The sequence below is a fragment of the Candidatus Aminicenantes bacterium genome, from assembly GCA_026393855.1.
Taxonomy (GTDB): Bacteria; Acidobacteriota; Aminicenantia; order Aminicenantales; family UBA4085; genus UBA4085.
In genome coordinates this window covers 58067-84168 of the sequence record JAPKZJ010000090.1, presented here as the reverse complement: position 1 = coordinate 84168, position 26102 = coordinate 58067, and the positions used below count along the sequence as shown (strand labels likewise).

Below are 26102 nucleotides of genomic sequence, written 5' to 3'. Positions count from 1 at the left end.
TCCATCTGGGGGCAGAAGTCCCCGGCCTTCAGCTTGAACATGTCCACGGTAGCCTTGCAGGCGTAGAGCTTGCAGCCGGCGTCGGCGACCATCTCGATGAACTCGGGCACCGGCGGGATGTCGATCTTGTCCATGGTCTTCTTCATCATGCCCGTGGCCATGGCCGAAAAGCCGGGCAGCATGCCCAGCATCGTGACCATATGCATGCCCGGGTTGCCGACGGTGGCGATCTTGATCTTGCCCATCCGCTTGGTGATGATGGCGTCGAGCCCGAAGAAGGTGAAGAATAAATTCGCTTCGATCCCCTCCATCCGGGCGCCGTTGGCCATGATCAGGCCGGGATAAACGCCGTCCAGGCCGCCCTTGGAGATGACGATCGAGACTTTCTTGATTTTTTCTTCCATGATCGTTCCTTGATGCGCGCCGGCGCACCCGTCAGACGCAGCCCTCGGGCTTCTTCAAGCCGGCGATCTTGGCCGCCTTCTTGGCCGGGCCGCCGGGGAAGAGCTCGTAGAGCTCCTTGGTGCTGGCGACGCCGGATTTGTTGAGCTTGCGGATACTGGGGGCCTGACCGTTCTCGCGGAATTCCTTCTGCATGAACTCCAGGACCTTCCAATGGGCGGGGGTGAGCTCGGCGATCCCCTCTTCCTTGGCGATGGCCACCGCGATGTCCCGCGTCCACCGACCGAAGTCGGTCAGGTAACCTTCCCCGTCCACGTCGACGAGGGCGCTGCCGTAAGTCTTCTGAGGCATGGATCTCTCCTTATATTTGTTTCGGGCGCTTTTTTCCCGCCATCTTCATCCTGGAGGGAACGAACGGAATCGGCCGGCCCCGCAGGAGCATGTGCCAGTAAATCCAGCGGAAGGCCAGCTTGCCCCAATGGTTCAGGCGGCTGGGCTTGAGCAGGGGCAGGGGGCCAAGCCAGGGGAAAGGGAACTTCCCGGGCAGGGGCTCGGTCTCGTAGTTGAAATCGATCAGGATGGCCCGGTGGTGTCCGGACTCGATGAAGCAGTTGGAGTGGCCGTCGAAGGCCGGATCGAGGGGTTGGCCGTCGATGGCCCGGATGAGGTTCTCGGCCAGAATCTCGGACTGGAAATGGACAACCGACCCGGCCTTGGAGGAGGGCAGATCGGTGGCATCGCCGATGGCGAAGATGTTGGCGTGCTTTTTGGAACGGAGCGTCTGGGGATCGGTAGGGATATAGCGGAACTCGTTGCCCAGGCCCGACCGTTCGATCATCTCCGATCCCATGTTCGTCGGGACGGTCACCAAAAGGTCGTAGGCCACTTCACGGCCGTCGAATCCGACAAGCTTGCGACCCGCGGCGTCGATCCGCTCGGCGTTGAAGTCGGCCACCATGCGGATGCCCTTCTCGGCCAGCATCGCGCCCAACGCGGCCGAGGCGACAGGCTTGGTGAAGGCCCCCGGCAGGGGCGTGACATAAACGATCTCGACCTTATCCCGCTTGTCGTGCCGGCGCAGGCAGTCGTCGCAGAAAAAGGCGAACTCGAGCGGCGCCACCGGACACTTGATGGGCGTCTCATTGACGTGCACGACGATCGTCCCGCCCGGAAACGACTTCATCTTCGCGGCCAGAGCCTCGGCTCCGTCGGGGGTGTAGAAGTCGAAAATCGTGTCCCGCCAGCCCTCCAGCATGCCGGGCGTTTCGGCCGGCTGGATCCAAGCCCCGGTGGCGACGATGAGATAATCATAGGGGATCCTGCGTCCGTCCTGGAGCAGGACTTCGTTGGCGGCCGGATCGATGCGGTCGATTTCGGCCACCAGGAACTCGACGCCCTTGGGCAGGAACTTCGACCTGGGCTTGACGATCTGCTTCTTGGTCAGAAAGCCGAAGGGAAGGAACAGGAACCCGGGCTGGTAATAGTGCTCGTCGTCCCGATCGATGACGGTCAAAGCCCATGCGGACCGGGAGAGGCGCTTGCGGAGAAGGTTGGCCATGACGGTCCCGCCCGTCCCGGCCCCCAGAATGACCATTTTCCTCATGTCGGGCTCCTCGGCTCCGCTCGCGCTCGGGCTTAAATATGAATGTTCCTATAAATTGTATCGGTTTTATGCGGACAACGCAAGAACCCCCCTCTCGCGGGACGCCCGGACCCCGCCGGGGGCGTTATTTCGCGGGGGCGTAGGCTTTCTGCGGGTCGAGGCTGTAGGTGAACGGCAGGCCGCTGTTCTTCCAACCCCCAATCGTGCGCAAGCCCTTCTCGTCGGCGCCGCCCTCCACTCCTTCGCTGACGCTGATCGTCTTGAGAAATCCGTCCGCCGCCGCGAGTTGGGCCGCCTTCAGACTCCGGCCGCCGCTGCGGCAGATGAACAGGAGGATGTCCTCGGGCTTGAAGCGGGCCTTGAGGTCCTTGATGAAGTCCGGGTTGGAGACGAGCTTGGCCTCGCTCTCGCTCCAGAACGACCAGGGCACATTCCAACCCATCTCGGGGTGGCCGACAAAGACATATTCGGCGACGCTGCGGACGTCGACGAGGAAAGTCCCCGGCGCCTGAAGGCGCTCGAAGGCTTGCTTGGGCGTCACGATCTCAACCTCCGCTCCGGCCGCCGCGGCGGCAAAGACAAGGGCGCCGAGGGCCATCGCAGCAATGTTGTTTTTCATGCTCATCCTCCTAATTAGAAAAGATATAGTACACCGAATTCTCCGGTTCTTCGAGCGTAGGGACTTACCACATTCCGATTTCCTTTCCTACTGAAAATCCTTTTACTGGGGCGAAGGGTTTTTTAGGGGGGGCAAGAGCGACCGAATGTTCTTTAAATAAAGTGGAATTCAGACGGATGATGCTCCCTTCGTACTGAAAAATATTTTTACTGGGGCGAAGGGTTTGGGGGGCAAAACCCATCGGCGAGGAAGCGGGCATGGTTCCTTCCCAAAGGGAAGGAGAGCGACCGAGCCGGCCGGAGCGACAAACCTCGCCGGGGTTTGTCGCGTGTTTTGCCCCCCAAGCCCTGAGCCCTCCTTGATCGGGGACGCCGGAACAAGTATATATCCCCTAATGATTGAATATCACGAGCCCGCGCGAACCGCCGTGATCGCGCCGCGGGGGCCATCCTTGTTTCCCTTGGAGTTCCGATGAACCGCAAATGCCTCCGGTCCGTCCTGTTCCTCCTGGCCCCGGTCCTGGCGGCGTTCTCGCCGCCCGCCCGGGCGGCCGCGGCCGAGCCTTTGGCCAACCGCTTCGTTCACCTGACCATCGAGAAGGGACTCTCCCAGGGTTCGGCCTTGGCCGTCCTGCAGGACCGCCGGGGCTTCCTTTGGATCGGCACGGAGGACGGCCTGAACCGTTACGACGGCTCGGCCATCAAGGTCTACCGTTCCAACGGCGATCCGTCCACCTTGAGCGACAAGTGGATCAACGCCCTCTACGAAGACGCCGGCGGCGTCCTCTGGATCGGAACCCTGAACGGCCTGAACCGCTACGACCGCGAGCGGGACGCCTTCACCCGCTTCCAAAACAACCGGTTCGACCCGCAAAGCCTCAGCCACAACGCCGTCACCGCAATCCGGGAGGATCAGGCCGGCAGGCTCTGGATCGGCACCGACGGCGGCGGCCTGAGCGTCTTCGACAGGGCCACGGGCAAATTTCGGTCCTATCTTAATGACCCGAAGAATCCCTCCAGCTTGAGCCACAACACCGTCGCCGACATCCGCCAGACCCGGGACGGCGCCCTGTGGCTGGCCACCCACGGCGGGCTCGATCGGTTCGACCCGAAAACCGGCATCTTCGAGCATTTCCGCCACGACGCCCGCAATCCCCGTAGCCTGTCCGACGACCGCGTCCGGACGATCTTCGAGGACCGCGAGGGGTGGCTCTGGATCGGAACCGAGGGCGGACTCAACCGGCTCGACCGCGGGACCGGCCGCTTCACCCGCTTCCGCACGGTTTTCGGCAAAGCGCGCAGCCTGAGCAACGACCTGATTTGCGCCATTCACCAGGACCGCGAAGGGCGCCTGCTCATCGGAACTAACGACGGCCTCAACATCTTCGAGCCGCGGACATCGGACTTCACCGTCCTGCGCAACAATCCCGCCGATCCGAACAGCTTGGGCTACGACTATATCGTCTCGTTCTTCGAGGACCGGACCGGGATCCTCTGGATCGGGACCCGCGGCCGCGGTCTGGACGCGGCCATCCCCGACCGGTCCCGCTTCCGGATTATCGAAAGCCGTCCCGGCATCCCCGGTAGCCTGGGCTCGAACTACATCCGGGCGGTGGCCGAGGACGGGCGCGGGCGGCTTTGGATCGGCACCGAGGACAAGGGCTTGGACCGCCTTGACCGAAAGACCGGCCAGGTCGAACATTTCCGATACGACCCGCGCAAGCCGGCGGGCTTGACCAGCGACAATATCTATGCCCTGCGCGGCGATGCGGCCGGGAACCTCTGGGTTGGGACCCTGGGCGGGGGCATCCTGCGGTATGACGTCAAGACCGGCCGGTTCACGGCCTTCCGCCATGCGCCTACCGCTCCGGGAAGCTTGGCCATTGACTCCGTCCGGGCCCTTTGGGTAGACGCCGACGGGACACTCTGGGCCGGGACCGAAGGCGGCGGCTTGAACCGGCTGAAGCCGGGCCGGAAAGAGTTCGACCACATCCGCCATGACCCCTCGAACGGCAACAGCCTGAGCCATGACATCATCCGGGCTCTGCGCCGCGACGCGGCCGGATCGCTCTGGATCGGAACGTTCGGCGGCGGTTTGAACCGGATGGATGGGGACGGCCGCTTCACCCGGTTCCTCCATAATTCGGCAAACCCGGCCAGCCTGGCCGACGACTTCATCGTCAGCCTGAACGAGGATTCCAAGGGAGGGATCTGGGTCGGTTCGCGCGACGGCTTGAGTCGGCTCGACCCCAAGACCGGGAAGTTCGCCAACTACACCGAGGCCCAGGGCCTGCCCAACAACTCGGCCTACGGCGTCCTGGTCGACGCCAAAGACCGGGTCTGGGTCTCCAGCAACCGCGGCCTGGCCTGCCTGGATCCGGCGACGGGAGCGATCAAGGCTTATGACGTCTCCGACGGCCTGCAGGGCAACGAATTCAACGGCGGCTCCTGCTTCGAATCCGCCTCGGGCGAGATGTTCTTCGGCGGGACCAACGGCCTCAACGCCTTTTTCCCCGACCGGATCACGGATAATTCCTTTCCGCCGGCCGTCGTCCTAACCGGCTTCCAGATCTTCAACAAGCCCGTCCCGGTGGGAGGGAAGGTCTACGGCCGGGTCGTTCTGGAGCGCTCCATCACCGAAACGGCCTCCATCCGGCTGGGCTATCGGGCCCGGCTGATCTCCTTCGAGTTCGCCGCCCTGCATTTCGCCGCACCGGAAAAGAACCGCTTCGCCTACCGGATGGAGCCATTGGAACAAGACTGGAATGAAGTCGGCGGCCGAAACTACGCCAGCTACGCCAACCTCAAGCCGGGCCGGTACGTCTTCCGGGTCAAGGCCTCCAACAACGACGGCCTCTGGAACGAGGACGGGGTCGCCCTGGCCGTCCGGGTGGTCCCGCCGATATGGGCGACCTGGTGGTTCCGGGGCCTAGCCGTGCTCGGGCTCGGGCTTCTCGTCACCGGCACCATGCTCCGCCGGGTCGGGGCGGTCCGGCGCCGGTCCGCCCTGCTGGAAGTCAAGATCCGGGCCCGCACAGCCGAGCTCCGCGACCAGATCGCGGTTCGCGAGAAGGCCGAGGCGGAGCTCGACCGGCGACAGAAGTACCTGGAGGCAGTCCTGTTCAACAGCTCCAACGCCATCGTCGCCACCGATGCCAAGGGGGCCATCGAGGAGTGGAGCCCCGGGGCCGAGAAGATCTTCGGCTGGGGGCGGAGCGAGGTCCTCGGCCGCCTCATCGACGACGTCGTCATCCGGCCGGAGTTCAAAGAGGAAGCCCTGCGGAGGACCCGATCCACCATGTCGGGCGAGCGGGTGGAAGCCGCCGAGGCCGTCCGGCACCACAAGGACGGCCGGCCGATCAATGTCATCGTGGCCAGTTCGCCGATCGAGGTCGGCAGCGAGTTCGCCGGCTCGATGGCCGTCTACACCGACATCAGCGAGCTCAAACGGGCCGAGGCCGCCGCCCGGGAAGCCAGTCGGGCCAAGAGCGAGTTCCTGGCCAACATGAGCCACGAAATCCGGACTCCCATGAACGGCATCTTCGGCATGACCGAGCTGGCCCTGGATACCGTGCTCAGCACCGAACAGCGCGAATACCTGGAGGGCGTCAAGACTTCCGCCGAAGCCTTGATGACCATTATCAACGACATTCTGGACTTCTCCAAGATCGAGGCCCGCAAGATCGACCTGGAGGCCATCCCCTTCCGGCTGCGCGACACCATCCACTCCATCGTCTCGGGATTGGCCCTTCTGGCCGAGAAGAAAGGCCTGGAGATCGCTTATGAGATTCCGGCCGACGCGCCGGACGGCCTGCGCGGCGACCCCGGCCGTTTGCGCCAGGTTCTGACGAACCTCCTAAGCAATGCCATCAAGTTTACGTCTCAAGGCGAAGTGATCGTCTCGGCCACGGTGGAGGAACGGACCGCGGCCAAAGTCCGGCTGCATTTCGCCGTCAGGGACACCGGCATCGGCATCGCCCCCGACAAGCTCAAGCTCGTTTTCGAGCCCTTCACCCAGGCCGACAGCTCGACGACCCGCGTCTATGGGGGCACCGGGCTGGGCTTGGCCATTTGCACCCAGCTTGTCGAGCTGATGAACGGCCGCATCTGGGCCGAGAGCGAGGCCGGCAGGGGCAGCGTCTTCCACTTCACGCTCGAGCTGGATCTGGACGAATCCGCGGCCAAGGAGCGGGACCGGGTCGCCTATGACGATCTGCGCGATCTGCCCGTACTGGTGGTCGACGACAACGCCACCAACCGGCGCATCCTGAAGGAGATGCTGACCCACTGGGGCATGGCTCCGACGACCGTTGAAGGGGCCGACCCGGCCCTGCACGCCTTGCGAGCCGCGGCGACCGAGGGCCGGCCCTTCAAGCTCGTTCTGACCGACGCCAATATGCCCGAGGTGGACGGGTTCGGCCTGGCGTCCCGGGTCAAGGACGATCCCGGCTTCAGCAACGTCGTTATCATGATGCTCAGCTCCTCGGGCTTCCGGGGCGACTCGGCCCGATGCCGGGAGCTGGGCCTCGCAGCCTACCTGACCAAACCGGTCAAGCAGTCCCAACTCCTGGACGCGATCATGCTGGCCCTGGGGACGCCGGGCGAGAAATCGGCCGAGACGCCGTTGATCACCCGACACACGCTGGCCCCGTCCCGGGCCCGCTACGATATCCTCCTGGCCGAGGACAACCTCATCAACCAGAAGCTGGCCGTGCGGATTTTGGAGAACCGCGGCCACAAGGTCACGGTCGTGGGCAACGGACGCGAAGCGCTGGAGGCCCTTGACAAAGCGGCCTACGACGTCATCCTGATGGATGTTCAGATGCCCGAGTTGGACGGGTTCCAGGCCACGGCCGCCATTCGAGCCAAGGAGCTCCGCACCAAGGCTCATCTGCCGATCGTGGCCATGACCGCGCACGCCATGGCCGGCGACCGCGAAAGATGCCTCATGGCCGGAATGGACGATTACGTCTCCAAACCGCTTAAGCCGGTCGACCTGTTCCAGACGCTGGAGCGGGTCGTCGAGCGCGCGGGTCGCGAGGCGTGATGGATCGAGCCTTCCTGGAGCGGATGCCCAAGGTCGAGCTCCATGTTCATCTGGAGGGCGCCATCCCCATCGGCTCGCTCCGCCTCCTGGCCGAGAAATACGGCCGCGATTTGGACGCAGACCCCGGCTGGGCCGTCCTGCGCGATCGGGCCTTCCGCGGCTTCCCCGATTTCGTGGCCGCCTGGAGGCTGATTTCCGGCTGCCTGCGGGAGGCCGAGGATTACCGGCTGATCGCAGGCGCCGTCGCCCGAGATCTCATCCGGCAGGGAATCCGATATGCCGAGGTCCTCTTCTCCCCCACTTTGGACGCCGTCAAGCCGTTGGGACCGCAAAGGATCGTCGAGGCCGTGGCCGCGGGCTTCGCGCCGCATTGCGGGATGCTCACGATCCGTCTCGTGGCCGACGCCGTTCGGGACAACGGCCCGGCCGAGGCGCTCGGTCTGGCCGAAGCCCTGGCCGAGATGGATCATCCATTGGTGGCGGGGATGGGACTCGGCGGCTCGGAGGTCGATCATCCGCCCGCCCCCTTCGCTCCGGCCTTTGAGCGGGCCCGCCGGGCCGGACTGCGGACAGAGGCGCATGCCGGCGAGACGGCTGGGCCCGAAAGCATCCGGAAAGCACTGGATTCCCTGCGGGTCGATCGGATCTCGCACGGCGTCCGGGCGGCCTCGGATCCCGCCCTGATTGATCGCCTGGCCCGGGAGAGGATTCCCCTGGCCATGTGCCCGACATCCAACCTGCGGCTGGGCGCCGTTGCTCGGATCGAGGACCATCCGGCCGCCGCTTTTCTCCGCCGCGGCTTGTGCGTCAGCCTGGCCACGGACGACCCGGCCGTCTTCGGCTGCGATCTGCCCGGGGAGTTCGCCCTCCTGGATGCGGCCTTCGGCCTGATCGAGGACGAGGTCCGGCGGCTGTCCAGGAACGCCGTCGAAGCAGCCTGGTGCGGGGATGCCGACAAGGCCCGCCTGCGGACCGAAATCGACTCGTTCTTCGCCGCCGGACAGGCTTTTCCCGGCCGCGCTTGATCAACCGGCCCGGAGCATGTCAATATAGGCTCATGAAGACAATCACTTATGTCTGCGAAGAGTGCGGCGCCAAAGCCACGGCCGCCGAGGGCGCCCCGATCCCGGTCTGCTGCGGACTGCCGATGAAGGCCGAGCCCCTGCCCAGCTGCGTTATGACCGACACGGCCGAACAGGCCCGGTCGGCCCGGGCAGATGAGCCGTGCGACGACGACACCGGGCGCCAGAAGCACTGAGAAGCGATCGCCCCTCCCTATGGCCAGGACGGACAGCTCCGGCGATGCCCGACGCATAGCTGTTGTCGTCGTCGGCGGAGGCGCCGCGGGTTTAGCGGCCGCGATCGCGGCCGCCCGGGCCGGCGCGCGCGTCTCGATTCTCGAACGCCTCCCCCGCCCGGGAAAAAAGATCCTCGTCACGGGCGGCGGCCGCTGCAACCTGGGCCACTCCCCGCTCAAAGCGGCGGCGTTCACGTCCACCAATCCCGCTCTCGTCCGATCCGTCCTCGACCGGACGGACGGCGCCGCGATCCTGGAATTTTTCCGAGGACTCGGCCTGGCGACCCGGGTCGAGGAAGGCCGAGTCTATCCCGCCACCAACCAGGCGGCTTCCGTCCTGCGGCTCCTCGAACGGGAGGCCCGCGCGCTCGGCGTCGTCGTGGAGACGGGATGCGAAGTGATCGGGTTGAAGCCCGCCGGCGGAGGCTTCGAGATCGCCGTCACCGGCGGCCGATCCTTCGCGGCCCGCGTCTTGATCCTAGCCGCGGGGGGCAAGTCCTATCCGGCTCTGGGCTCGAACGGGAGCGGGTACGAGCTGGCCCGCGCGTTCGGCCACCGGATCATCCCGCCGGTCCCCAGCGCGGTCCCGCTCGTCATCAAAGACAAGCTCTGCCATTTCCTGCAAGGCCTGAAGGTCAGGGTCCGGGCCGAGGCGCTCGTCGGCGGGAAGACGGCCGCCGAAGCCGAGGGGGATCTTCTTTTTACGGCCTACGGACTCTCGGGGACGGCCATCCTCGATATCAGCGAGCCCTTGTCCATCGCCCTGAACCGGGACGGCGGTCAAGAGACGGCTGTGGCTGTCGATTTCGTCCCCTATCTGTCTTTGGACGATTTGGCCTCTGAGCTGGGGAGACGGTCGCAAACCGGCTGGGTTGAATCCGAGTTGGCCGCCGGGCTCCTCCCGGAGAAGCTGGCCGCCCTCGCGCCTTCGTTCGCCCCGATCGACCCGGCGGCTTCCGGACCGCGGCCTCGCGTCCTGGCCGCGGCACTTAAGAGAAAAATCTTTCCCGTCCAGGGCACGAGAGGCTGGAACGAGGCCGAATTCACCTCGGGGGGGGTCGACGCGCGGGAAGTGGACGAGACGACGCTCGAATCGAAAAAACGGCCGCGGCTCTTCCTGGCCGGCGAAGTCCTGGATGTCCAAGGGCCGCGCGGCGGCTACAACCTGGCCTGGGCTTGGGCCAGCGGGCTCGTCGCCGGCGCCGAAGCGGCCCATCCGGCCGAGGCTAAGCCCTAATATCGGGAATAAACCCGCTCGATACCCCGGGCTGAAGCCCGGGGTATTTATAGGGTTCATACTGAGCGGCGCTTATAACCCCGATTTGAAAATCGGGGTTTGGCGCAGCGAATGTATCACCAGCGGTCGGTGCGGAACGGCGAGGCCGGCAGCCCTTCCTGGTTGGCCAGGTTGGGAACGGCCATCTGATGCCAGCCGAACCGGACAGCCTTGGGAGCCGCGACCCGGGGGTTGGAGACGACGACGGCAGCCCCTTCGATTTTCGCCTCGGCCCGATAAAAAATCTTATCCTCGCCGGCGATCTCGAACCACTTGATGGATTGGCCATCGTTGGCCATCAGCCCGCCGCCGACAAAATCGAAGGCGATTCTGGCCTTCGCGCCCTCGACGGCCATGGACTTGAAGAGCGGGCCCGAACAGACTAGCCCCGATTCTCCGTAGAGCTTGGCCCGGGCCCAGAGCGACAGCCGGTAGCCGACGTCACGCTTGTTGCGCGGGTGGATATCCATGAGGTCCGTGATGTCGGTGATCACGGCCATGCCGGTATGCGGCAGGCGCAGGATATTGGACTGGGCCTCCCAGACGAGCGGCAGGCGCAGGAAATCAGGGATATCGCCGCCGGCGTAATCCCGGTTGTACGCGTAATAATAAGGGGCCAGCTGGACATAATAAAAAGCCAGGTCCGGCGACTTCCAGACTTCGCGCCAGCCCAGGATCAGGGCTTCCATCTTCTTCTCGTAGGCCAAGGTGTCGTTGCGGTTGTTCTCGCCCTGGTACCAGATGGCGCCCCGGACCGGGAAACGGATCAGGGCGTGGATCATGCCGTTGTAGAGTCCGGTCGGCGTCTGGGGCGAGTCGAAGGGATCGACCGGCTGGGCGGGCTTGGCGGGCAAGGACGCCCCGGCGGCCAAGGCCTTCTTGGTTTCGCCGATCCAGGCCTGCCAGGCCGGCAGCGTTCCGGCCAGGGCTTGACGGAAGTCCGCCTCCCTCCGCTCGGCCGCAGCCAGATAGGGCTTGACCTCGGGGACGGCCGCAAACCCGGCCGGCGGGGTCCAGGGTTCGATGTCCGTGCCGCCCCAGGCCGACCCGATCAGGCCGATGGGAACATCCAAAGTCTTGAGCAGCTCGAGCCCGAAATAATATCCCACGGCCGAAAACGGGCCGGCGGTTTCCGGGGTACAGAGCGTCCACGAGGCGTCGATATTATCCAAAGGCACGGCCGAAATCCGCTTGGGGACTCGGTACAGGCGGAGGCGCGGCTGATCGGCCCGCAAGAGCTCCGGGATCGGCGTCGCCGTCGAAGACAGCGGGAACTCCATATTGGACTGCCCCGAGCAAACCCAGACTTCTCCGACCAGGATGTCCTTGACGACGACCGCGGGGCTTTTCCCGCCCTGCACGGTCATCTCGTAAGGCCCGCCGCCGGACTTCAAGGCCGGGAGCGAGGCCTCGAAGCGCCCGTCCGGGCCGGCTTTGACGGCCGTTTCCCCGCCGGCGAGACGGACGGTAATCGTCTCCCCCGGCTCGGCCCAGCCCCAGACGGCGACGGGCTTGTCGCGCTGGACGACCATGTGGTCGCCGATGACCGAGGGGAGCTTGATCGCGGCCGCAAGCGGCGCGGCGGCGAGCAGGGCGGCCGCCATTAGAATCGCGAGAGGCGGGGATAATTTTACCGACATGGCTTTTCTCCTCCTAAAACGCATCCGCTTATCAAAGAGGCGCGGATAAACAACGGATTCCCATGCCCGACCCGAAAGGGCGGGCTCGGAATGACGCTCGAATCCGGTTTGATCAGGTTTCCTCAACGACTTTCCAGCCGATCGCTCCGGCCAAAGCCCGGACCGGCTCGGCGATGTCGCCGTAGGCCGTCACTCGATGCCAGCCCCAGCGGTCCCACATCGTGAACAGCTTCTCGATGTCCCCGACGGGCTTGGCCACGAGCTTCGTCCGGCAGGCCCGGTCGTCGGGATCGTTGGCTACGGACTTGGCCCGATGGAGAATGATCTCCTTGCGGTCCTGCGAGACATCGATCGTCGTGGTCATATAGCCGGCCGGCAGGATCGATCGCACCGAGGCGCCCTGCCGGTCCTCCGAATGGGTCAGGATCTCAAACGGATTGGCCGGCCCTTTGGGGCCGAACGGTTTATTCGAAGCGACGCAGTGGGCGTAGATGATCGTCCGGTTGGAGGTGTCGATGACCGGATCGGAAATGTAACCGGGCCGGCCTTGGGTCATGGTCGTGATCGCCGTCAAGGCCGCGCTCGACGGGACGTCGCACTCGCAGCCTCCGACCAAGCCCTCGTTAAGCAGTTCGTGGAAGCCCAGGCAGGGGTAGGCGTGGATATGGCCGCCGTAAAATCCACCCAGGCAGTTGACCGTGATGCCCGTGGCGCCGCGGGCCTTGAGGACGGCCTTCTGGCCCAGGTACATGGCGGCCGAGTTGACCAGCTCGTCGCGGCTGACGCCCTCGACATGGGCGGCCGACTTGGCCCACCGCTCGGCGATGGCCCGAGCCTCCTCCTTGTTCGCGGCCGCCCAGGCGGCGTTGAGCTCGGCAAAGGGGATGTAGTCCACCGGAATCCCGAGGACGGTGGTCGAGGGCTGGGCTTCGGCGCCGCGAACGGCCAGGATGCGCGAGGCTTTGAGCCGCCTGACGGTCTCGTCGACCGGGAGGCAAACCAGCGGATCGGGCGTCACGGCGAGATCACCCGCCTTCGGCGTTCGGGCGATGCGGACCCGGGCCGCGGCGGCGGCGAAATCGAAGCTGGGGCCCGCCGCCTTGGCCGCGGCGAACAGCTTGACCGCTTCGGCCAGGTCCTCGATCTTGGAGGAGGCGACGAAGCCGAAATTTTTCAGCCCGGACCGAAGGAATCCGGCCGTGTAGACGAGAAACCCACCGCTGCCGCCGAACTGGAAATCGGCATACAGGACGGGCTTGCCGGTGGTCACGACGCTCTGGGCGACCTGATTCCAACAATTCATCTGATAGACGAGATACCCGTCGACCGGCATCTTGCGGTCTTCCTCAAGGCAGATCTTGGTCTGTTCCTCGCCCGTAGCGAGCGAGGGGATGATCTCGAGGCTCGGGACCCGCTTGAGGAGCTCGGCGTTGATCCGGTTCATGACCGGGACGAAGTCGAAGCCCTTGTTCGGCCAATCGGCGCCTTCCTGGCGCGGACCGTGCAGGGCGTAGATGACGCGGACTCTCGTCTTCCCGGCGCCGCTCATGGCCCGCGGGAGGCGGGGGGCGCCGGTCAGATTCGGAACGCCGGCCAGACCGGCCGCACCGGCGCAGGCCGCGCAGCCGGACAGGAATTTCCGGCGGCTGAAGCCGGGATGATGGATGCAGCCGACGGGCAAATCATTCTGGTTTTTAGGGCGGTTCATGCGTCTCTCCTTAGCCTGCCTTCAGGGAGGCGGAAGCCACCCGAACATATGCCGGGGCGGCAGCCCTTGTCAAGGAAATCCGGGGCTATCGGCCGCCCTCCCGGCCCTTCTTGACGAACCAAAGGAGGGAGAGAACCAGGATCGTCCAGCCGGCCAGGCCGACGATGTCAGAGATGGTCCGGTCCACCGACAGGAGGCCGAGCTGCGAAAGGATGATATTCCAGTCGTGCTCTCCCCCGCCGACGAGGGGCAGGACCATCGCCCGGGCGTCCCCGATATACGTCGCCGAGTAAAGGAGGCTCTCGCCGGTCCAGAAGGCGCCGAAGAACGTTCCGGCCGTATCGCCCCTGAGGAGAAAGTAGACAAAAAACGCGGCCGGGAAAATGAGCTGGAGGAGGGTTCCTCCCCAGATGGCCAAGGTTGAGCCGAAGACGGCGAAGACCAGATGGCCGGCTTCGTGGATGGGAAGATTGACGTAGTCGAGAAAGAGAAAACCGCCGTCCTGAAGCGCGGCATACAGGATGAAAGCGACGGCGGCGAGACTCCCGCCGATCAGGGCGGGCTTCGAAACGGGTTTCCAGGAAATGTCCATGGCGGGATTAAGGGACCATCGATAGGCGGCCCGGCCGGCAGCGTCAGGCCTTGCCTAAAACCATGGCCAGCAGGGCCATCCGGACATAAAGGCCGTATTCCATCTGGCGGAAGTAGGCCGCCCGCGGGTCGGCGTCGAAGTCCATGGAAATCTCGGCAAGGCGCGGCAGGGGATGCATGACGATCATCTCGGCCTTGGCCGGCTTCATCACTTCGGGCGAGATGACGAAGGCGTCCTTGACCTTGTCGTAGTCGGCCGGATCTTCAAACCGCTCCCTCTGGACGCGGGTGACATAGAGGACGTCCGTCTCGGGCAGGACGCGGTCGAGAGTGACGTGTTCGGACTGGGGCACGCCTTTGGCCGCCACCTCGTCCATGACGTAGCGCGGCATGCGCAGGATCTCAGGCGAAACGTAGTTCAGACGAACGTTGGCGAATTTGGTCAGAATGCGGGCCAGGGAGTGGACGGTCCGGCCGTACTTGAGGTCGCCCAACATGGTCACGGTCAGGTTGTCCAGCCGGCCCAGCTCCTCGCGGATGGTGAAGGTGTCGAGGAGGGCCTGGGTGGGGTGCTCCCCCACTCCGTCGCCCGCGTTGATGACCGGCTTGCCGGCGTGCTGGGAGGCCAGGGCGGCCGAGCCGACCTCGGGGTGGCGGATGACGATGACGTCGGCGTAACAGCCCAGGGTCCGGACGGTGTCGGGCAGGCTTTCGCCTTTGGCCACCGAGGAGAACTTCACTTCGCTGATCGGGATGACCGCCCCACCCAGGCGCTGCATGGCGGCCATGAAGGAGGAGGAGGTCCGGGTGGAGGGCTCGTAGAAGAGATTGGCCAGGATCTTGCCCTTGAGCAGGTCGAAGGTGCCGACCCGCTCGACCATGGTCCTCATCTCGTGGGCGACGCCGAAGATGTAGTCGAGGTCGGCCCGGCTGAATTGGTTGACGGATAGGATATTTTTGCCGTACCAGGGGGCCGTCTTCTGGTCGCCGAAGGGGAGGTAGGGGCTCTTGGAATGGGTGGGCATCGGATCTCCTTATCCCGAATCGTCCCTCATGATATGCGGCACCCCGCGCCCTGTCAACCGGGGTGAGAACCTCTGCTTCGGCAGGATTCAGCGGAAAAAGCGCAGGATTTCGCCGGCAACGATACGGTGGCCTCTCTCATTCGGATGATTGCCTTGGGACATATAATCCGCGATCGGCGCGCCCGATGCGGCCACGACCTTGAACGCGGCGTAGCTGTCGACGAGCCCGATGCCGAAGCGCGCCGCCAAGTCCCTGACTTGGCCGGAGCGGACGGCCAACGGCGCTTGCGGGTCGAGAATGTTCTCGCCCTGATCCGGCGTCGGCGTCAGAAGAATAACCTTGAGGTTTTTCGATTGGGCCTGCCGGACCATCGAGGCCAGCGCGGCTTCGGACTCCTCCATGGAAACCCCGCGGTCGTTCAGGGCATAGTCGATGAAGACGACGTCGGGATGGTGCGTCAGAACGTCCGCGGCGAACCGCTTCTCGCCCTGAACGGAGTTTTCGCCGCCGACCGCCGTGACGATGACGTTGATGACCGCCAGCGGGTAGAGGCTCTTCAATTCCTTCAGAACGAGATGGGGATAGGCCTCGAGCGTCCGCACGTCGGGGGTTTTGAAATATCCGGAGGGCACCGAATGTCCGTGGAAGACCAGGTTCACCGTCCGGTTGGCCGGCCATTCGATCTTCAGCTCGGCCTTGAGGGCGTCCAAGTAGTGCTCGGGATCGGCCATCGTCGCTCGCTCCTGTCCCCCGCGGGGAGTCGCCGGCGGCGCGAAGAGCAGGCCGCATAGAGCGGCAAAGCAGAATATTTTGGTTCTTAGGATGCGGCCGGCTCGGGAGGTATTCATGCTGCGGATCCTTATCGGAGGGGAGAATACGTCCGGCCGAGAAACGATGTCAACCCGCGTTAAGCCGTGAACCGGCACGTGCATTTCACATCCTCAAACGCGTTTGCGGGTGAACGCCCGAATGACGGCCGTCGCCACGGACATCCGGGCCAGGCGGGCCATGATCTTGTTTTTCCAGCCGGGGATGACGACGATTCTATGCCCGCGCAGGGCTGTCAGAGAGGCTCCGACGACCTTGTCGGCCGGTCCCCAGAGAAAACGGGGAATCGCAATTCCATCGGAGGTGGCGAATTCAGGTGTGCTGTGGAAGCCGGTGTGGGTGAAGCCCGGGCAGAGGACCTGGACCCGAACTCCTTTCGGCCGCAGCTCCAGGGCCAGCGCCCGGGAGAAAGAGACCGTCCAAGCCTTGGTCGAAGCGTACATGGCGCTTTTGGGGGATATGGTGAAGGCGGCCACGGAGGCGACATTGACAACGGCCCCGACGCCCCGCTCGACCATCGACGGCAAGGCGGCCCGCATCAGCCGGGCGGCGGCCTCGACGTGGACCCGGATCATGGCCGTCTGGATGGCCATGTCGATGCGGTAAAAGGAGCCGCCGGCTCCAAACCCGGCGTTATTGACCAGGAGCGCCACATCGCCGCGCGATCGCAGCACCTCCTCGACCTTGACGATCCCCTGTTCCGAGGCCAGATCGGCGACGACGACGTCGGCCTGAACGCCGTGGGCGGCGATCAGCTCCGAGGCCAGGGCGCGCAGTTTATCTTCGCGCCGGGCGACAAGGATCAGGGAGTGTCCCATTGCCGCCAGCCGGCGGGCGAATTCCTCACCCAGACCGCTCGAAGCGCCGGTGATGAGGGCCGGTCCCACAAACGGAAGCTTGATTTCGCTCATAGGGGTATCATACGACAAAACGCCCGTCCGCTGGATTCGCGAAGAAAGCCGGGAGCGCCGGAAGAACCCTTGACTTGAAGGGGGCCCGGATTTAGGCTTGCGGGCGAAGCGGGGCGGTCGGGCATCGGCAACGATCGCCTTCGAGAAGGAGATTCGCGCATGACCTTCAACGAATCGGTCGTTCTGGGACGGACCGGCTTAAAAGTCGGCCGGCTCGGCCTCGCCTCGGGCTATGGGGCGCCTACGGAAGCCTTCGAGGAGGCCTTCGAGCGTGGCTGTAATTACTGGACCTGGGGGACGGTCATCAAGGGACGATCCAAGCATATGCTCAAGGCCATCCGTACCGTCGTCGCCAAGGGCCAGAGAGACAAGCTCGTCCTGGCCATGTTCACATACGCGCACAGTGCTTTCTTCACCGAAAAGCTCTTCCACAAAGGTTTGCGCGCGGCCGGACTGGACCATACCGACCTGCTGATTCTGGGCTATTTTTCCAAGACACCGCCCCGGCGGGTCGTGGAGGGGGCCTTGAAGCTTAAGGAGAAAGGCCTGGTCCGTTTCATCGGCCTGTCCAGCCACAACCGCAAGCTCATCACGGCGCTGGCCGCCGAGGGTGTCATCGACGCTTTCCATTTCCGCTACAACGCGGCTCACCGCGGCGCCGAAACCGAAATCTTCCCGACTCTGCCGGCCGTGAACGGCCCAGGGATGATCAGCTTCGTGGGCACGGCCAACGGAAGGCTCCTCAAGCCCAAGAACATGCCCCCCGGGGAAGCCACGCTCACCGCCCCGGACTGCTACCGCTTCGTACTCTCCAATCCGAGCGTCCATCTCTGCATGACCGGGACCAAGACGGTCGAACAGATGAGGGAGAATCTGTCGGTGCTGGACAGGGGCCCCTTGAGCGAAGAGGAAATGGCCCGCATGCGGCGGATCGGGGACTTCATCCACGCCGGGAAGCGCCGGCGCTAGCGCGCATGGAGGCTCCCGCCCTTGACATCGCTCGCGGGACAGAAATATCCTTTATGATGATGTCAGGATGGGGATTAAAGCCGATTCCGAACGCGGCCCAAGCCTAGGGCGGAAAAGGAATTTCTTATCCATCCAGGTCCAGAATGTTGAAAGCGGACGAGAACTTCATCCCTTGTCGAGTTGATGACGGTGATGAACTGTTTCAAAACGGTATTTTCGAGTTCAACGTGACTCGGATTCTTGAGCACATCGTCAAGCACCCCGAGGACATCGCCTTCACGGAAGTCGATGTCAAAGATTTCCTTCCGGAGCACTCAAAACTTAGCCAACCCCATGTTGATTCCGTGGACCCCTCTCGGCCTGTCGTGCTGGCGGAGATTTCGCCGGGGGTCTACAATCTGATCGACGGTCACCACCGGATGGAGAAAGCTCGGAGCCTCGGGATAGCCAAATTGAGAGCTTACAAGCTGCAGGCCCGCCAGCACGTAGCCTTCCTCATTAGCAAGAAAGCATACTTGTCATATATTGAGTACTGGAACAACAAACTTGAGGACAATCAGAGCATTGCCCAGCGACGCGGTAAACCGCGTCGCTGAATGCCAATGTGAGCCTGCGGTGGCTTGGCCCAGGTGTTAGATTGATCTGACGGGAGGCCGGCATTGACTCGTCGAACTCGCAGTCGGCACGATAGCGCGGCTTCGGAGACCGCGGTCGTGACCTACACCAATCGTATGCGAAACACCTATTACCTCCTCGAAGGCAGAACCAAGACAGGCAAAGTCCGATACTGCGCGGTTAGAACGCTCCGTGAAGGTGCGCTGCCGGCGATGCCGGAGGGTTTCGAGTTCTCCGAAAGCATCAACGGAGTCGTTTCCGTGCGGAGGATCGATTCGGCGGCGGCAAGCGTGCCGGAAGCCGACGTGTCTCTCGCCCGCAGGGAGATGGCCCGGTTCCCTCATCTCCGAGGCTGCCGGATCGAGGTTGTCAAAGGCGAGATTGTCGTCTTCGAACCAAGGAATAGGCACACCCTCCGATTGGATAATGGACAAGGTCACCATACCCGGGATGACACTATGATGCGGCGAGTTCAATACGACCCCGTGATGAAATTCGCGCCGTCGCGAGAGTGCGGCGGCTATTGGGTGCATCGGATGACATACTTGGGCGATGGAGGATGGTCGTGGCCGCTTGCAGCGGGGTCCCTTAGCAAATTGCTCAAACGATTCCTCGGTTGCGTGCGGACCGACGAATTCTTCGAGCTGATGTGAAGAGGACTACCAAAGCGTTTCCGGGACGACACCCCGAATCGCGTTTCCCCGAGATTTGTCGCATTAAACGACTCTATCCTTCTGATCGTAACTATAAATGGGTTAATATTCATTAAAGGCTCAGGGGGAGAAATGAAAACGCATGTCTATTGGAAATCCAATCTTCCAGGAAGAATTCTTGGGGCAGGATTTTTCATCGCTATAACGGTGATGATCTCTTGCACTCCTATCGCCACTACGACAGCGCCGCAAGAAAGTGTTCCCGCCTCGGCAAACGATAGCCATGCATCATATGGGGCATGGATGACTATAGATGGCCAAACTCGGCAATATCCCGAGATACGGGAAAAGCTGCTGAACATCATGGAAGAATACGGCATTTCCGGATTAGCGATCGCCGTATCGCAAAACCCGAGAGAAACCCCTCTCTCCTATTCGACGAGATACATGATCGATCTCGGATATGAGAATCCCTCCACTCAAAAACCGATCGATGAAAATACCCTCTTCCGCGTCGATCGACTCGGGCAAGCCGTTCTCGGCTATTCGGTCTTTAAACTTGTCGACGACGGCTTGTTTGATATGAACAGGCCTCTTCAAAGCTACCTCCCGAAGCCCCTTCCGGAATATCCGCCATTCCAAGATTTAAAAAACGATTCCCGTTATAAGCGGCTCACCGCACGACAGATCCTGATCCATCAAAGCGGTCTCATCAACTCGCGAAAGGCCCGATCCGACAACCGCTTGAACTTTGAAAAATCTCCGGGGGGTTCGTTTGGCTACTCGGAGGAAGGGATCGGGCTCTTGCGCTTTGTATTGGCTGAGACATTCGGCAAGAAATTCAATGAAATCGCCAGATCCAATGTCTTTGACGCCCTTTCGTTGAAGACGATGGGCTTTGAGCTGGAGCCTCGTTTTCAAAGTCATCTCGCTTTGGCCCCGGACAATAAAGAGTCGGTTACTAATGTTACCGCTGAACCTTCAACGGCGTTCTATGCGACGGCCTCGGATTTCAATAAATTCTTGAACACCGTCATATTCGGCGGGGGGCGGTTCTTGAAACCCATGCAAAGCCTGCCCTATTACTATAGTCAAATCGGCATCCACAGTATGACTATCTATTCGCCCCAACGTTCACATCCTCTCCCAAACCTTCCTTCTGAAATGGGTTGGGCATTCGGTCGGATCATCTACCACGGTAAAGACACCAAAATCGGAATCATGGGGGAACGAACCCCAACATCCGAGTACTGCGCGGTAACCATTTCCGGCACGGCGGTAACCATTTCCGGTACGCCTGGCCCGATGACCGCCATCACTATTTTTCTGGTTGGAAATCTGCGTCAATCGGTCACCGGTTTGATTCTCAAAGAGATCATCGGCGACATTTCTCCGCCCCTGGAATGGCTCGGCTTCTAAGCACCTCCATGTATAGACCGGGTTAGCTTTTCTGCAGCGATTGCTCCCCCTGAGTTGAAATACTATCCCGCCAAGTGCGAAATAGAGGTCCTTTGGCCGGTTATAATGAGTTTCTAATTTGCCTCGAAAAGGCCAAAGGACTCATGCGCCGGACTAAAAAGATATCGATGCGATAGATCCTTGAACTGCCAAGTCGCATCCTCAATTTTAGCAGATGAAAAAGTCCCGAAATTGACGAAGCGGCTATTCTGCATTCTCGCATGACCATCACGCAGCTTTTTTACTAACGGAAATAACATTTTACAGATTTCCACTCGCTTTCGCTGCTTTGCATCTTCATATGACAATTGGCATGGTGTCAGCGTGGCGAAGCGTATCGCTCCCAGAGCGACATCTGCGAGATCCAAGAGGATGTTGTCATCACTGCCAACGCCTTCGCCCATAATTTCGCAATCAGGATGTAACGAGCAATATTGCCGAAAATTCGTACTCAATCTGTTTAGGATCTTGGATTTATCGAATTCTCTTCTATATTCGATCCTATAATGCACTTCGCGGTCCAGGAATATTTTACCGATCTCCAAGGGTTCGGATTCGCTAAAGAGATAATGGGCAGCGCCTTGCAGCCCCATCCGGAAGGTCGTTTCAATTTTCGATAGACCGTCGAGAAAAACGGACATATCGCGGAGTCCATTTTCTAGGTGGAAGACCCCTATTTTGCATTTCGGAGGCGTTGAGAATCGTTCGAATACTCCACATATTGAGGATGGATTTCGATTAGCACGCACTCTACCAAGAATAAATGGCTCCAATTGGCCTTTTTCTACTTGCTGCAATGCTGCCGCGAGGATAGAGATCCAACTTTTAGCACAAGAGAATGAGCTATTACTCCTCAGATTCTTGAAGTTGAGACGGTCCCCATTGTACGAGTTGAGATGCCTTGCTTCGACCAAATATCGAAGAAGGTCTGCCCTAGTGTCCCTAGGTACGAATAGAAATACGTGCCAATATGACTCCTGCTTCGATTCGTCATGGTAAATATCGTACACCATTTTACCGATTACTTAGCATTTTAAAGGAATCAACAAACAAAGGAAAGTAAACGTACGTTTTTGTTCTGCGCAGATGCGTAGCCCAATAAGCAGATGAGTATCATTCAGCCCGATTTGTTCATGTTGTCGATGGTGGTATTTAATGGTAATAATTTGAATGGCATAAGAAGGGTATCATGCGGCTTATCTACATTGATCAAAATATCCTCGGCTACCTTTCCGAAGGGAAGATAGATTTGCCGGCAAGGGATAATGTGGAATGGGTATATTCCGATGAACATTTATCGGAGATTGAAAGATCCGGAATGATGAAGCTATTAGAAAGCATCGACATTCTGCACGCGAGAAAAATAATTATTGAGAGGGATGCAAAGAACCATCTTACGAATAAATGCTCTCTCGATCCTTATAGAAAAGCTGAAGATGTATACAATGAATACTTGGACACTACAGGAAAGATTCCCGTGGTGAGTCTCGATCTCCCCAAACTTCAAGCATTTCTCCATGGCAATAAGGATGCCATTCAGAGAGCTCAAGTCGCGAAGGATTTCGAAGCCACCATTATGAGCCTACTTGGCGATTCATTATCGCTCATTAATAACAAAGAAATGGAGAAGACATTCAAGGATGCGGTGGCAAGTATAGGGAATGCGCTTCAGTCGGCACTCAATGCGGCAGCGGATTCGATAAAACCGATTGAAAAAACCAGGAAATTACTCGCCGGGATAGAATTGAGCACTATCGACGAAACAGAAGGCCCAGTTATCGATAGAATATGGGAGCTTCTCGGGCCAAAATGGGGGTACTCGATGATGGGCCAATTGTTTCCGTCTCCTCAAACTGGTGAAAGTACCGATGTCCGTTTTAACAACGTGGTCGCATGTTATACCGCTCTTAATTACTTGGGATACTGGCCGGATAGCAAAATAAGCAATCCAAGTAAAATACCCGGTATTAACAGCGATGCATCGCACGTCGGGCACGCTTCTTATTGCTCTGCATTGTTGAGCGAAGACTTCAGAATGTGTAAAAAAGCAAAAGCCATATATCAGTATTTAAAAACGGAAGCAGATGTGTATTGCGTGAAGATCTCTTCTCGCTAAGGCTGGCTTATTATCATTCGACAGCCGCCGCGCCGGCAGATCTCTTCAATCCTCTAAGTTACCTACGCTTGTCGGCCAAGAAGCCGTCAATCCTCTGATTGAGGACTATGATGGGGCTTGCTTGATATTCTTGGGATTGATTGCATAGGGTTTCTTGCTTCCAGGCGAATCGTTTTATTAGCGCCAAGCAACGTTTCATTTCGGCCATGGAAGTTTTGTGCGACTGGGTGTAAGGGTTCGGCTTCCGGCCGCGCTTGGCGGGCGTTCCAGTTCGAACCTTGTTCTCTCTTTCCCTTGTGATCGCCTTAGATTTTCCTGTCTTTTTTAATTCGCTCGACTCCCCGGGCTGAAGCCCGGGGTATATATCCAGGGCTAATACTGAGCGGCGCTTCTTTCCCCGATATTAAAATCGGGGTTCGGCACCGCGAATATATCAAGCTCGCCGCGCGTAGAGGTTGCCGCCCTTGTCGTCGCAGACGACGAAGGCCGGCAAATCCTTGACGACGATGCGGCGCACGGCTTCCATGCCCAGATCGGCGTAATCGATGACTTCGGAGGCGACGATGAACTCCTTGGCCATCAGGGCCGCGGCACCGCCGATCGTCCCCAAATAGAAGCCGCCGAAGGTCTTGCAGGCCTCGGTGACGCCTGCCGCGCGATTGCCCTTGGCCAGAGTCACGAGCGAGCCGCCCGCCTTCATGAGGTCGGCCAGGTAGACATCCATCCGCTGGGCCGTGGTCGGCCCGAAGCTGCCCGAGGCGTATCCGCGCGGCGTTTTGGCCGGGCCCGCGTAGTAAACGGGGTGCTTTTTCAGATAGTCAGGGACGCTGCCCGCCTTATCGAGCTGCTCTTTCAATCGGGCATGAGCGATGTCGCGGGCTACGACGAGAGGGCCGGACAGCCGGACCAGCGTCCCGACGGGCAGAGCGGCCAGGGCTTTCAGGATTTCGGGCATGGGCCGGTTGAGATCGACGGGAGTACCCGCGGGCGCCCCTGCTTCGGCGCCGGTGAGGAATCGGGCAGGGTTGCGCTCGACAGCCTCTAGGAAGACGCCCTCGGCCGTGATCTTGGCCTTGAGGTTCCGGTCGGCGTTGCAGCCCACCCCGATCGCGACCGGGCAGGAGCCGGCATGGCGGGGCAGGCGGATGAAGCGGGTCTCATGGGCCAGGTGGCGGCCGCCGAACTGGGCCCCCAGGCCGGTCTCGCGGGCGATCGCGAGCATTCGCTCTTCCCAGGCCCGATCGCGGAAGGCGCCGCCCCGTTTCGAGCCGCGCCGCGGCAGGCCGTCCAGGTAGCCGGCCGTAGCAAGCTTGACGGTCTTGAGCGTCATTTCGGGCGAGAGCCCGCCGACGACGACCGCGACCCGATAGGGCGGGCAGGCCGCGACCCCGAGGGCCGCGATCTTCTCGACCAGGAACGCCTGCAGGCTTTTCTCGTTGAGCAGGGCCTTGGTCTCTTGAAAGAGCAAAGTCTTGTTCGAGGAGCCGCCTCCCTTGGCCATAAAGAGAAACTTGTATTCGACTCCCTCGGCCGCCGCCAGGTCGACTTGGGCGGGCAGGTTGGAGCCGGTGTTGGTTTCGTCCAGGACGGTCGCAGGGGCCATGATCGAATAGCGCAGATTGCGCTCCCGGTAAACGCCGGCCGCGCCGCGGACCAAAGCCTCCTCGTCCTGGCCGTCGGTCAGGACGCGATGGCCTTTGCGGCCGAAGACGTTGATCGTCCCCGTGTCCTGACATAAAGGCAGTTCGCCCTCGGCGGCGATCACGGCGTTGCGCAGGAGCGCCCGGGCCACGAAACGGTCGTTGTCGGAGGCGGCGGGGTCCTTGAGGATCGCGGCCAGCTTCTCCAGGAACGACGGCCGCAGGTAGAAAGCGAGGTCCTCGAAGGCCTCGCGGGCCAGGCGGGTCAGGACGCCGGCCGGGATGCTCCAATAGGCGCGGCCGCCGCAGACGACCCGGCGGGCGCCGGAACCCGCGACCTTGCGGTAGGCGGCCTTGTCCGGACCATAATCAAAGACGGGATCGGTCGGAGATGGGCTCATGATCGGCTCCGATCGGTTATTTGTCCAAGCGCGAGACGTCGACCATGTCCTCGAACCCCACGATCGTCTTGCGGCCGATCAGCCCGATCAGGAGGTATTCCTTGGCGATCGGGTCGTACTTGAACTCCTTGATCAGCCGGAAGTTATCGATCTTGCCCGAGGAAGTGACGTGGGTCCGCGTCCCGGTGCAAGGCATGGCGCAGTCGCCGATGGTGATGCGATCCTCCCCTACCGGCGAAATGGGCACGTCCTGGGCGATGACTTCCAAGGCCTTGCGCTCCAGCTCGGCCAGGTCGATGTCGGGCTTGTGGTGGAAGTTGATGACGAAGCCCTGCTTGACATCGGAGTGGGAGGAGGGCAGGAGATAGGGATGGTCGCGCCGCAGGATCGAGTTGACGATATCCTCGGCCGAGTGGGCCATCCGCCGGAACTTGATCGTCCGGTGGACGATCGACTTGATCGACTTGGGGAAGGGGCCGAACATCGTCGGCCGGGCCACGATGATCTCCTCGCCGATCCCGATCAGGACCTGGGCGTTGTAGCCCAGGGCCCCGTAGAGCAGGTCGAAGTGCTCGATGATGACCCGCCGGCCGCGGGTGATGGCGCTGTTGACGGCCTCGACGATCTCGTAGATCTGATGGAAGGCCGACTCGTAGCGGATGTCGATGTGGAAGGTGTGGCCCGAGAACGGGTCGTCCGGCTGGAAGTGGAGCAGCGGCGTCGGCTGGACGTTGATGCCGTCGTCGTCGTTGGTCAGCTCCAGGCCCGGGAAGAGGCCCTTGATCAGAGTCGACTTGCCCGAGCCCTCGGCGCCGATGATTCCGATCAGCAGGTCGGTCGGCATCAGGTAGCGCTGGGACAGCTCGGCCGCGACGCTGTAGAGGCGCAGGCGGCCGTGCGGGGCGTAGTAGGTGGCGTAGACCAGCGTCTCGCGCGGGCCGGAACTGAACCGGTATCGCATGGACCTCCCGGCGCCTTAGTAGGTGATCCGCAGCAGGGGCGCGTGCTGCTGGGCGCCGTAAATATCGGTCTCGCCCGGGTGTCCGGACGGGATGGGGCGCCGCAGGGTGATCTTGAGGGCGGTCGCGGGCTCGAAATAGAGCAGCTTGAGGACGTCTTTGACCGGTCGCCGGTAGAGGGCGGCGATGCTCTTCTTCGTGACGATGCCCCGCCTCCGGAACAGGTCATAATATCGCTTGTTCTTGAAGATGATGTCAAGCGTCAGTTCGTACGGGCCGGAGTTCTTGGAGCGGATGACGCGGGCGGCTTTGAGGATGGATTGGGCCATGATGCACTCCTTGCG

At 61.7% G+C, this 26102-nt stretch carries 24 protein-coding genes; 9 read left to right on the top strand and 15 right to left on the bottom strand.

Features of this window, described 5'->3' with window-relative positions; all coding sequences use genetic code 11:
* From NTZ26_11310 to NTZ26_11290, 5 genes are all read right to left on the bottom strand, one after another.
* A partial coding sequence (locus tag NTZ26_11310; protein ID MCX6561083.1) for a DsrE/DsrF/DrsH-like family protein occupies window positions 1-404 on the bottom strand: 404 nt, incomplete at its 3' end.
* A gap of 31 nt (window positions 405-435) precedes the next feature.
* Window positions 436-753, bottom strand: coding sequence for a TusE/DsrC/DsvC family sulfur relay protein (locus NTZ26_11305; GenBank protein MCX6561082.1), 318 nt, complete (start codon window positions 751-753; stop codon window positions 436-438).
* A gap of 10 nt (window positions 754-763) precedes the next feature.
* Window positions 764-2005, bottom strand: a complete 1242-nt coding sequence (locus NTZ26_11300; GenBank protein ID MCX6561081.1) for an FAD/NAD(P)-binding oxidoreductase — start codon at window positions 2003-2005, stop codon at window positions 764-766.
* Between the two features lie 124 nt (window positions 2006-2129).
* Window positions 2130-2624: a rhodanese-like domain-containing protein gene (locus tag NTZ26_11295; protein MCX6561080.1), complete on the bottom strand. Its 495-nt coding sequence runs from the start codon at window positions 2622-2624 to the stop codon at window positions 2130-2132.
* Window positions 2625-2688: 64 nt separating this feature from the next.
* On the bottom strand, window positions 2689-2883 hold the full coding sequence (locus tag NTZ26_11290; protein ID MCX6561079.1) for a hypothetical protein: 195 nt from the start codon (window positions 2881-2883) through the stop codon (window positions 2689-2691).
* A 212-nt stretch (window positions 2884-3095) separates the two neighbouring features.
* Between NTZ26_11290 and NTZ26_11285 the strand changes: the two genes are divergently transcribed.
* The 4 genes from NTZ26_11285 to NTZ26_11270 are packed head-to-tail and all read left to right on the top strand — an operon-like array spanning window position 3096 to window position 10204.
* Window positions 3096-7670, top strand: a complete 4575-nt coding sequence (locus tag NTZ26_11285) for a response regulator (GenBank protein MCX6561078.1) — start codon at window positions 3096-3098, stop codon at window positions 7668-7670.
* Window positions 7670-8695 carry an adenosine deaminase gene (add, locus tag NTZ26_11280; GenBank protein ID MCX6561077.1) on the top strand — a complete coding sequence of 342 codons (1026 nt, stop codon included), beginning with the start codon at window positions 7670-7672 and terminating at the stop codon, window positions 8693-8695. The genes NTZ26_11285 and add overlap by 1 nt, the downstream gene beginning before the upstream one ends.
* A gap of 32 nt (window positions 8696-8727) precedes the next feature.
* Entirely contained in the window at window positions 8728-8928 is a 201-nt protein-coding gene (locus tag NTZ26_11275; protein ID MCX6561076.1) for a hypothetical protein, read from the top strand.
* 19 nt (window positions 8929-8947) lie between these two features.
* On the top strand, window positions 8948-10204 hold the full coding sequence (locus tag NTZ26_11270) for an aminoacetone oxidase family FAD-binding enzyme (GenBank protein ID MCX6561075.1): 1257 nt from the start codon (window positions 8948-8950) through the stop codon (window positions 10202-10204).
* 116 nt (window positions 10205-10320) lie between these two features.
* On the opposite strand, the gene NTZ26_11265 is transcribed toward NTZ26_11270, so the two are convergent.
* The 6 genes from NTZ26_11265 to NTZ26_11240 all read right to left on the bottom strand — a co-directional run bounded on the left by NTZ26_11265 (window position 10321) and on the right by NTZ26_11240 (window position 16947).
* On the bottom strand, window positions 10321-11883 hold the full coding sequence (locus NTZ26_11265; GenBank protein ID MCX6561074.1) for a sialate O-acetylesterase: 1563 nt from the start codon (window positions 11881-11883) through the stop codon (window positions 10321-10323).
* Window positions 11884-11995: 112 nt separating this feature from the next.
* Window positions 11996-13591 (bottom strand): twin-arginine translocation signal domain-containing protein, encoded by a 1596-nt coding sequence (locus NTZ26_11260; protein ID MCX6561073.1) that lies wholly within the window; start codon window positions 13589-13591, stop codon window positions 11996-11998.
* A gap of 85 nt (window positions 13592-13676) precedes the next feature.
* Complete coding sequence (locus NTZ26_11255; GenBank protein MCX6561072.1) at window positions 13677-14183, bottom strand: hypothetical protein; 507 nt, start codon at window positions 14181-14183, stop codon at window positions 13677-13679.
* 43 nt (window positions 14184-14226) lie between these two features.
* Window positions 14227-15207: an aspartate carbamoyltransferase gene (gene pyrB / locus NTZ26_11250; protein MCX6561071.1), complete on the bottom strand. Its 981-nt coding sequence runs from the start codon at window positions 15205-15207 to the stop codon at window positions 14227-14229.
* An 87-nt stretch (window positions 15208-15294) separates the two neighbouring features.
* Window positions 15295-16056 (bottom strand): SGNH/GDSL hydrolase family protein, encoded by a 762-nt coding sequence (locus NTZ26_11245; protein ID MCX6561070.1) that lies wholly within the window; start codon window positions 16054-16056, stop codon window positions 15295-15297.
* 93 nt (window positions 16057-16149) lie between these two features.
* Window positions 16150-16947 carry an SDR family NAD(P)-dependent oxidoreductase gene (locus tag NTZ26_11240; GenBank protein ID MCX6561069.1) on the bottom strand — a complete coding sequence of 266 codons (798 nt, stop codon included), beginning with the start codon at window positions 16945-16947 and terminating at the stop codon, window positions 16150-16152.
* A gap of 159 nt (window positions 16948-17106) precedes the next feature.
* On the opposite strand from NTZ26_11240, the gene NTZ26_11235 reads away from it, so the two are divergent.
* From NTZ26_11235 to NTZ26_11220, 4 genes are all read left to right on the top strand, one after another.
* Window positions 17107-17916, top strand: coding sequence for an aldo/keto reductase (locus tag NTZ26_11235; GenBank protein ID MCX6561068.1), 810 nt, complete (start codon window positions 17107-17109; stop codon window positions 17914-17916).
* 143 nt (window positions 17917-18059) lie between these two features.
* Window positions 18060-18512: a hypothetical protein gene (locus tag NTZ26_11230; protein ID MCX6561067.1), complete on the top strand. Its 453-nt coding sequence runs from the start codon at window positions 18060-18062 to the stop codon at window positions 18510-18512.
* Between the two features lie 117 nt (window positions 18513-18629).
* The gene (locus NTZ26_11225) at window positions 18630-19184 is read left to right on the top strand and encodes a hypothetical protein (protein MCX6561066.1); all 555 of its coding nucleotides are present in this window, start codon (window positions 18630-18632) and stop codon (window positions 19182-19184) included.
* A 132-nt stretch (window positions 19185-19316) separates the two neighbouring features.
* Window positions 19317-20603 carry a serine hydrolase gene (locus tag NTZ26_11220; GenBank protein MCX6561065.1) on the top strand — a complete coding sequence of 429 codons (1287 nt, stop codon included), beginning with the start codon at window positions 19317-19319 and terminating at the stop codon, window positions 20601-20603.
* A 113-nt stretch (window positions 20604-20716) separates the two neighbouring features.
* On the opposite strand, the gene NTZ26_11215 is transcribed toward NTZ26_11220, so the two are convergent.
* A complete protein-coding gene (locus NTZ26_11215; GenBank protein MCX6561064.1) occupies window positions 20717-21283 on the bottom strand; it encodes a hypothetical protein in 567 nt (188 codons plus the stop codon).
* Window positions 21284-21831: 548 nt separating this feature from the next.
* Here NTZ26_11215 and NTZ26_11210 point away from each other — a divergent pair.
* Window positions 21832-22758, top strand: coding sequence for a hypothetical protein (locus NTZ26_11210; GenBank protein ID MCX6561063.1), 927 nt, complete (start codon window positions 21832-21834; stop codon window positions 22756-22758).
* A 433-nt stretch (window positions 22759-23191) separates the two neighbouring features.
* Here the strand turns inward: NTZ26_11210 and NTZ26_11205 are convergent, their stop codons facing one another.
* Genes NTZ26_11205 through NTZ26_11195 form a run of 3 tightly spaced genes read right to left on the bottom strand, consistent with a single transcriptional unit; the run spans window position 23192 to window position 26087 of the window.
* Window positions 23192-24799: a FumA C-terminus/TtdB family hydratase beta subunit gene (locus tag NTZ26_11205; protein ID MCX6561062.1), complete on the bottom strand. Its 1608-nt coding sequence runs from the start codon at window positions 24797-24799 to the stop codon at window positions 23192-23194.
* 16 nt (window positions 24800-24815) lie between these two features.
* Window positions 24816-25760: an alanine-tRNA synthetase second additional domain-containing protein gene (locus tag NTZ26_11200; GenBank protein MCX6561061.1), complete on the bottom strand. Its 945-nt coding sequence runs from the start codon at window positions 25758-25760 to the stop codon at window positions 24816-24818.
* A gap of 15 nt (window positions 25761-25775) precedes the next feature.
* Window positions 25776-26087, bottom strand: a complete 312-nt coding sequence (locus NTZ26_11195) for a DUF4387 domain-containing protein (GenBank protein MCX6561060.1) — start codon at window positions 26085-26087, stop codon at window positions 25776-25778.
* Window positions 26088-26102: the final 15 nt, after the last annotated feature.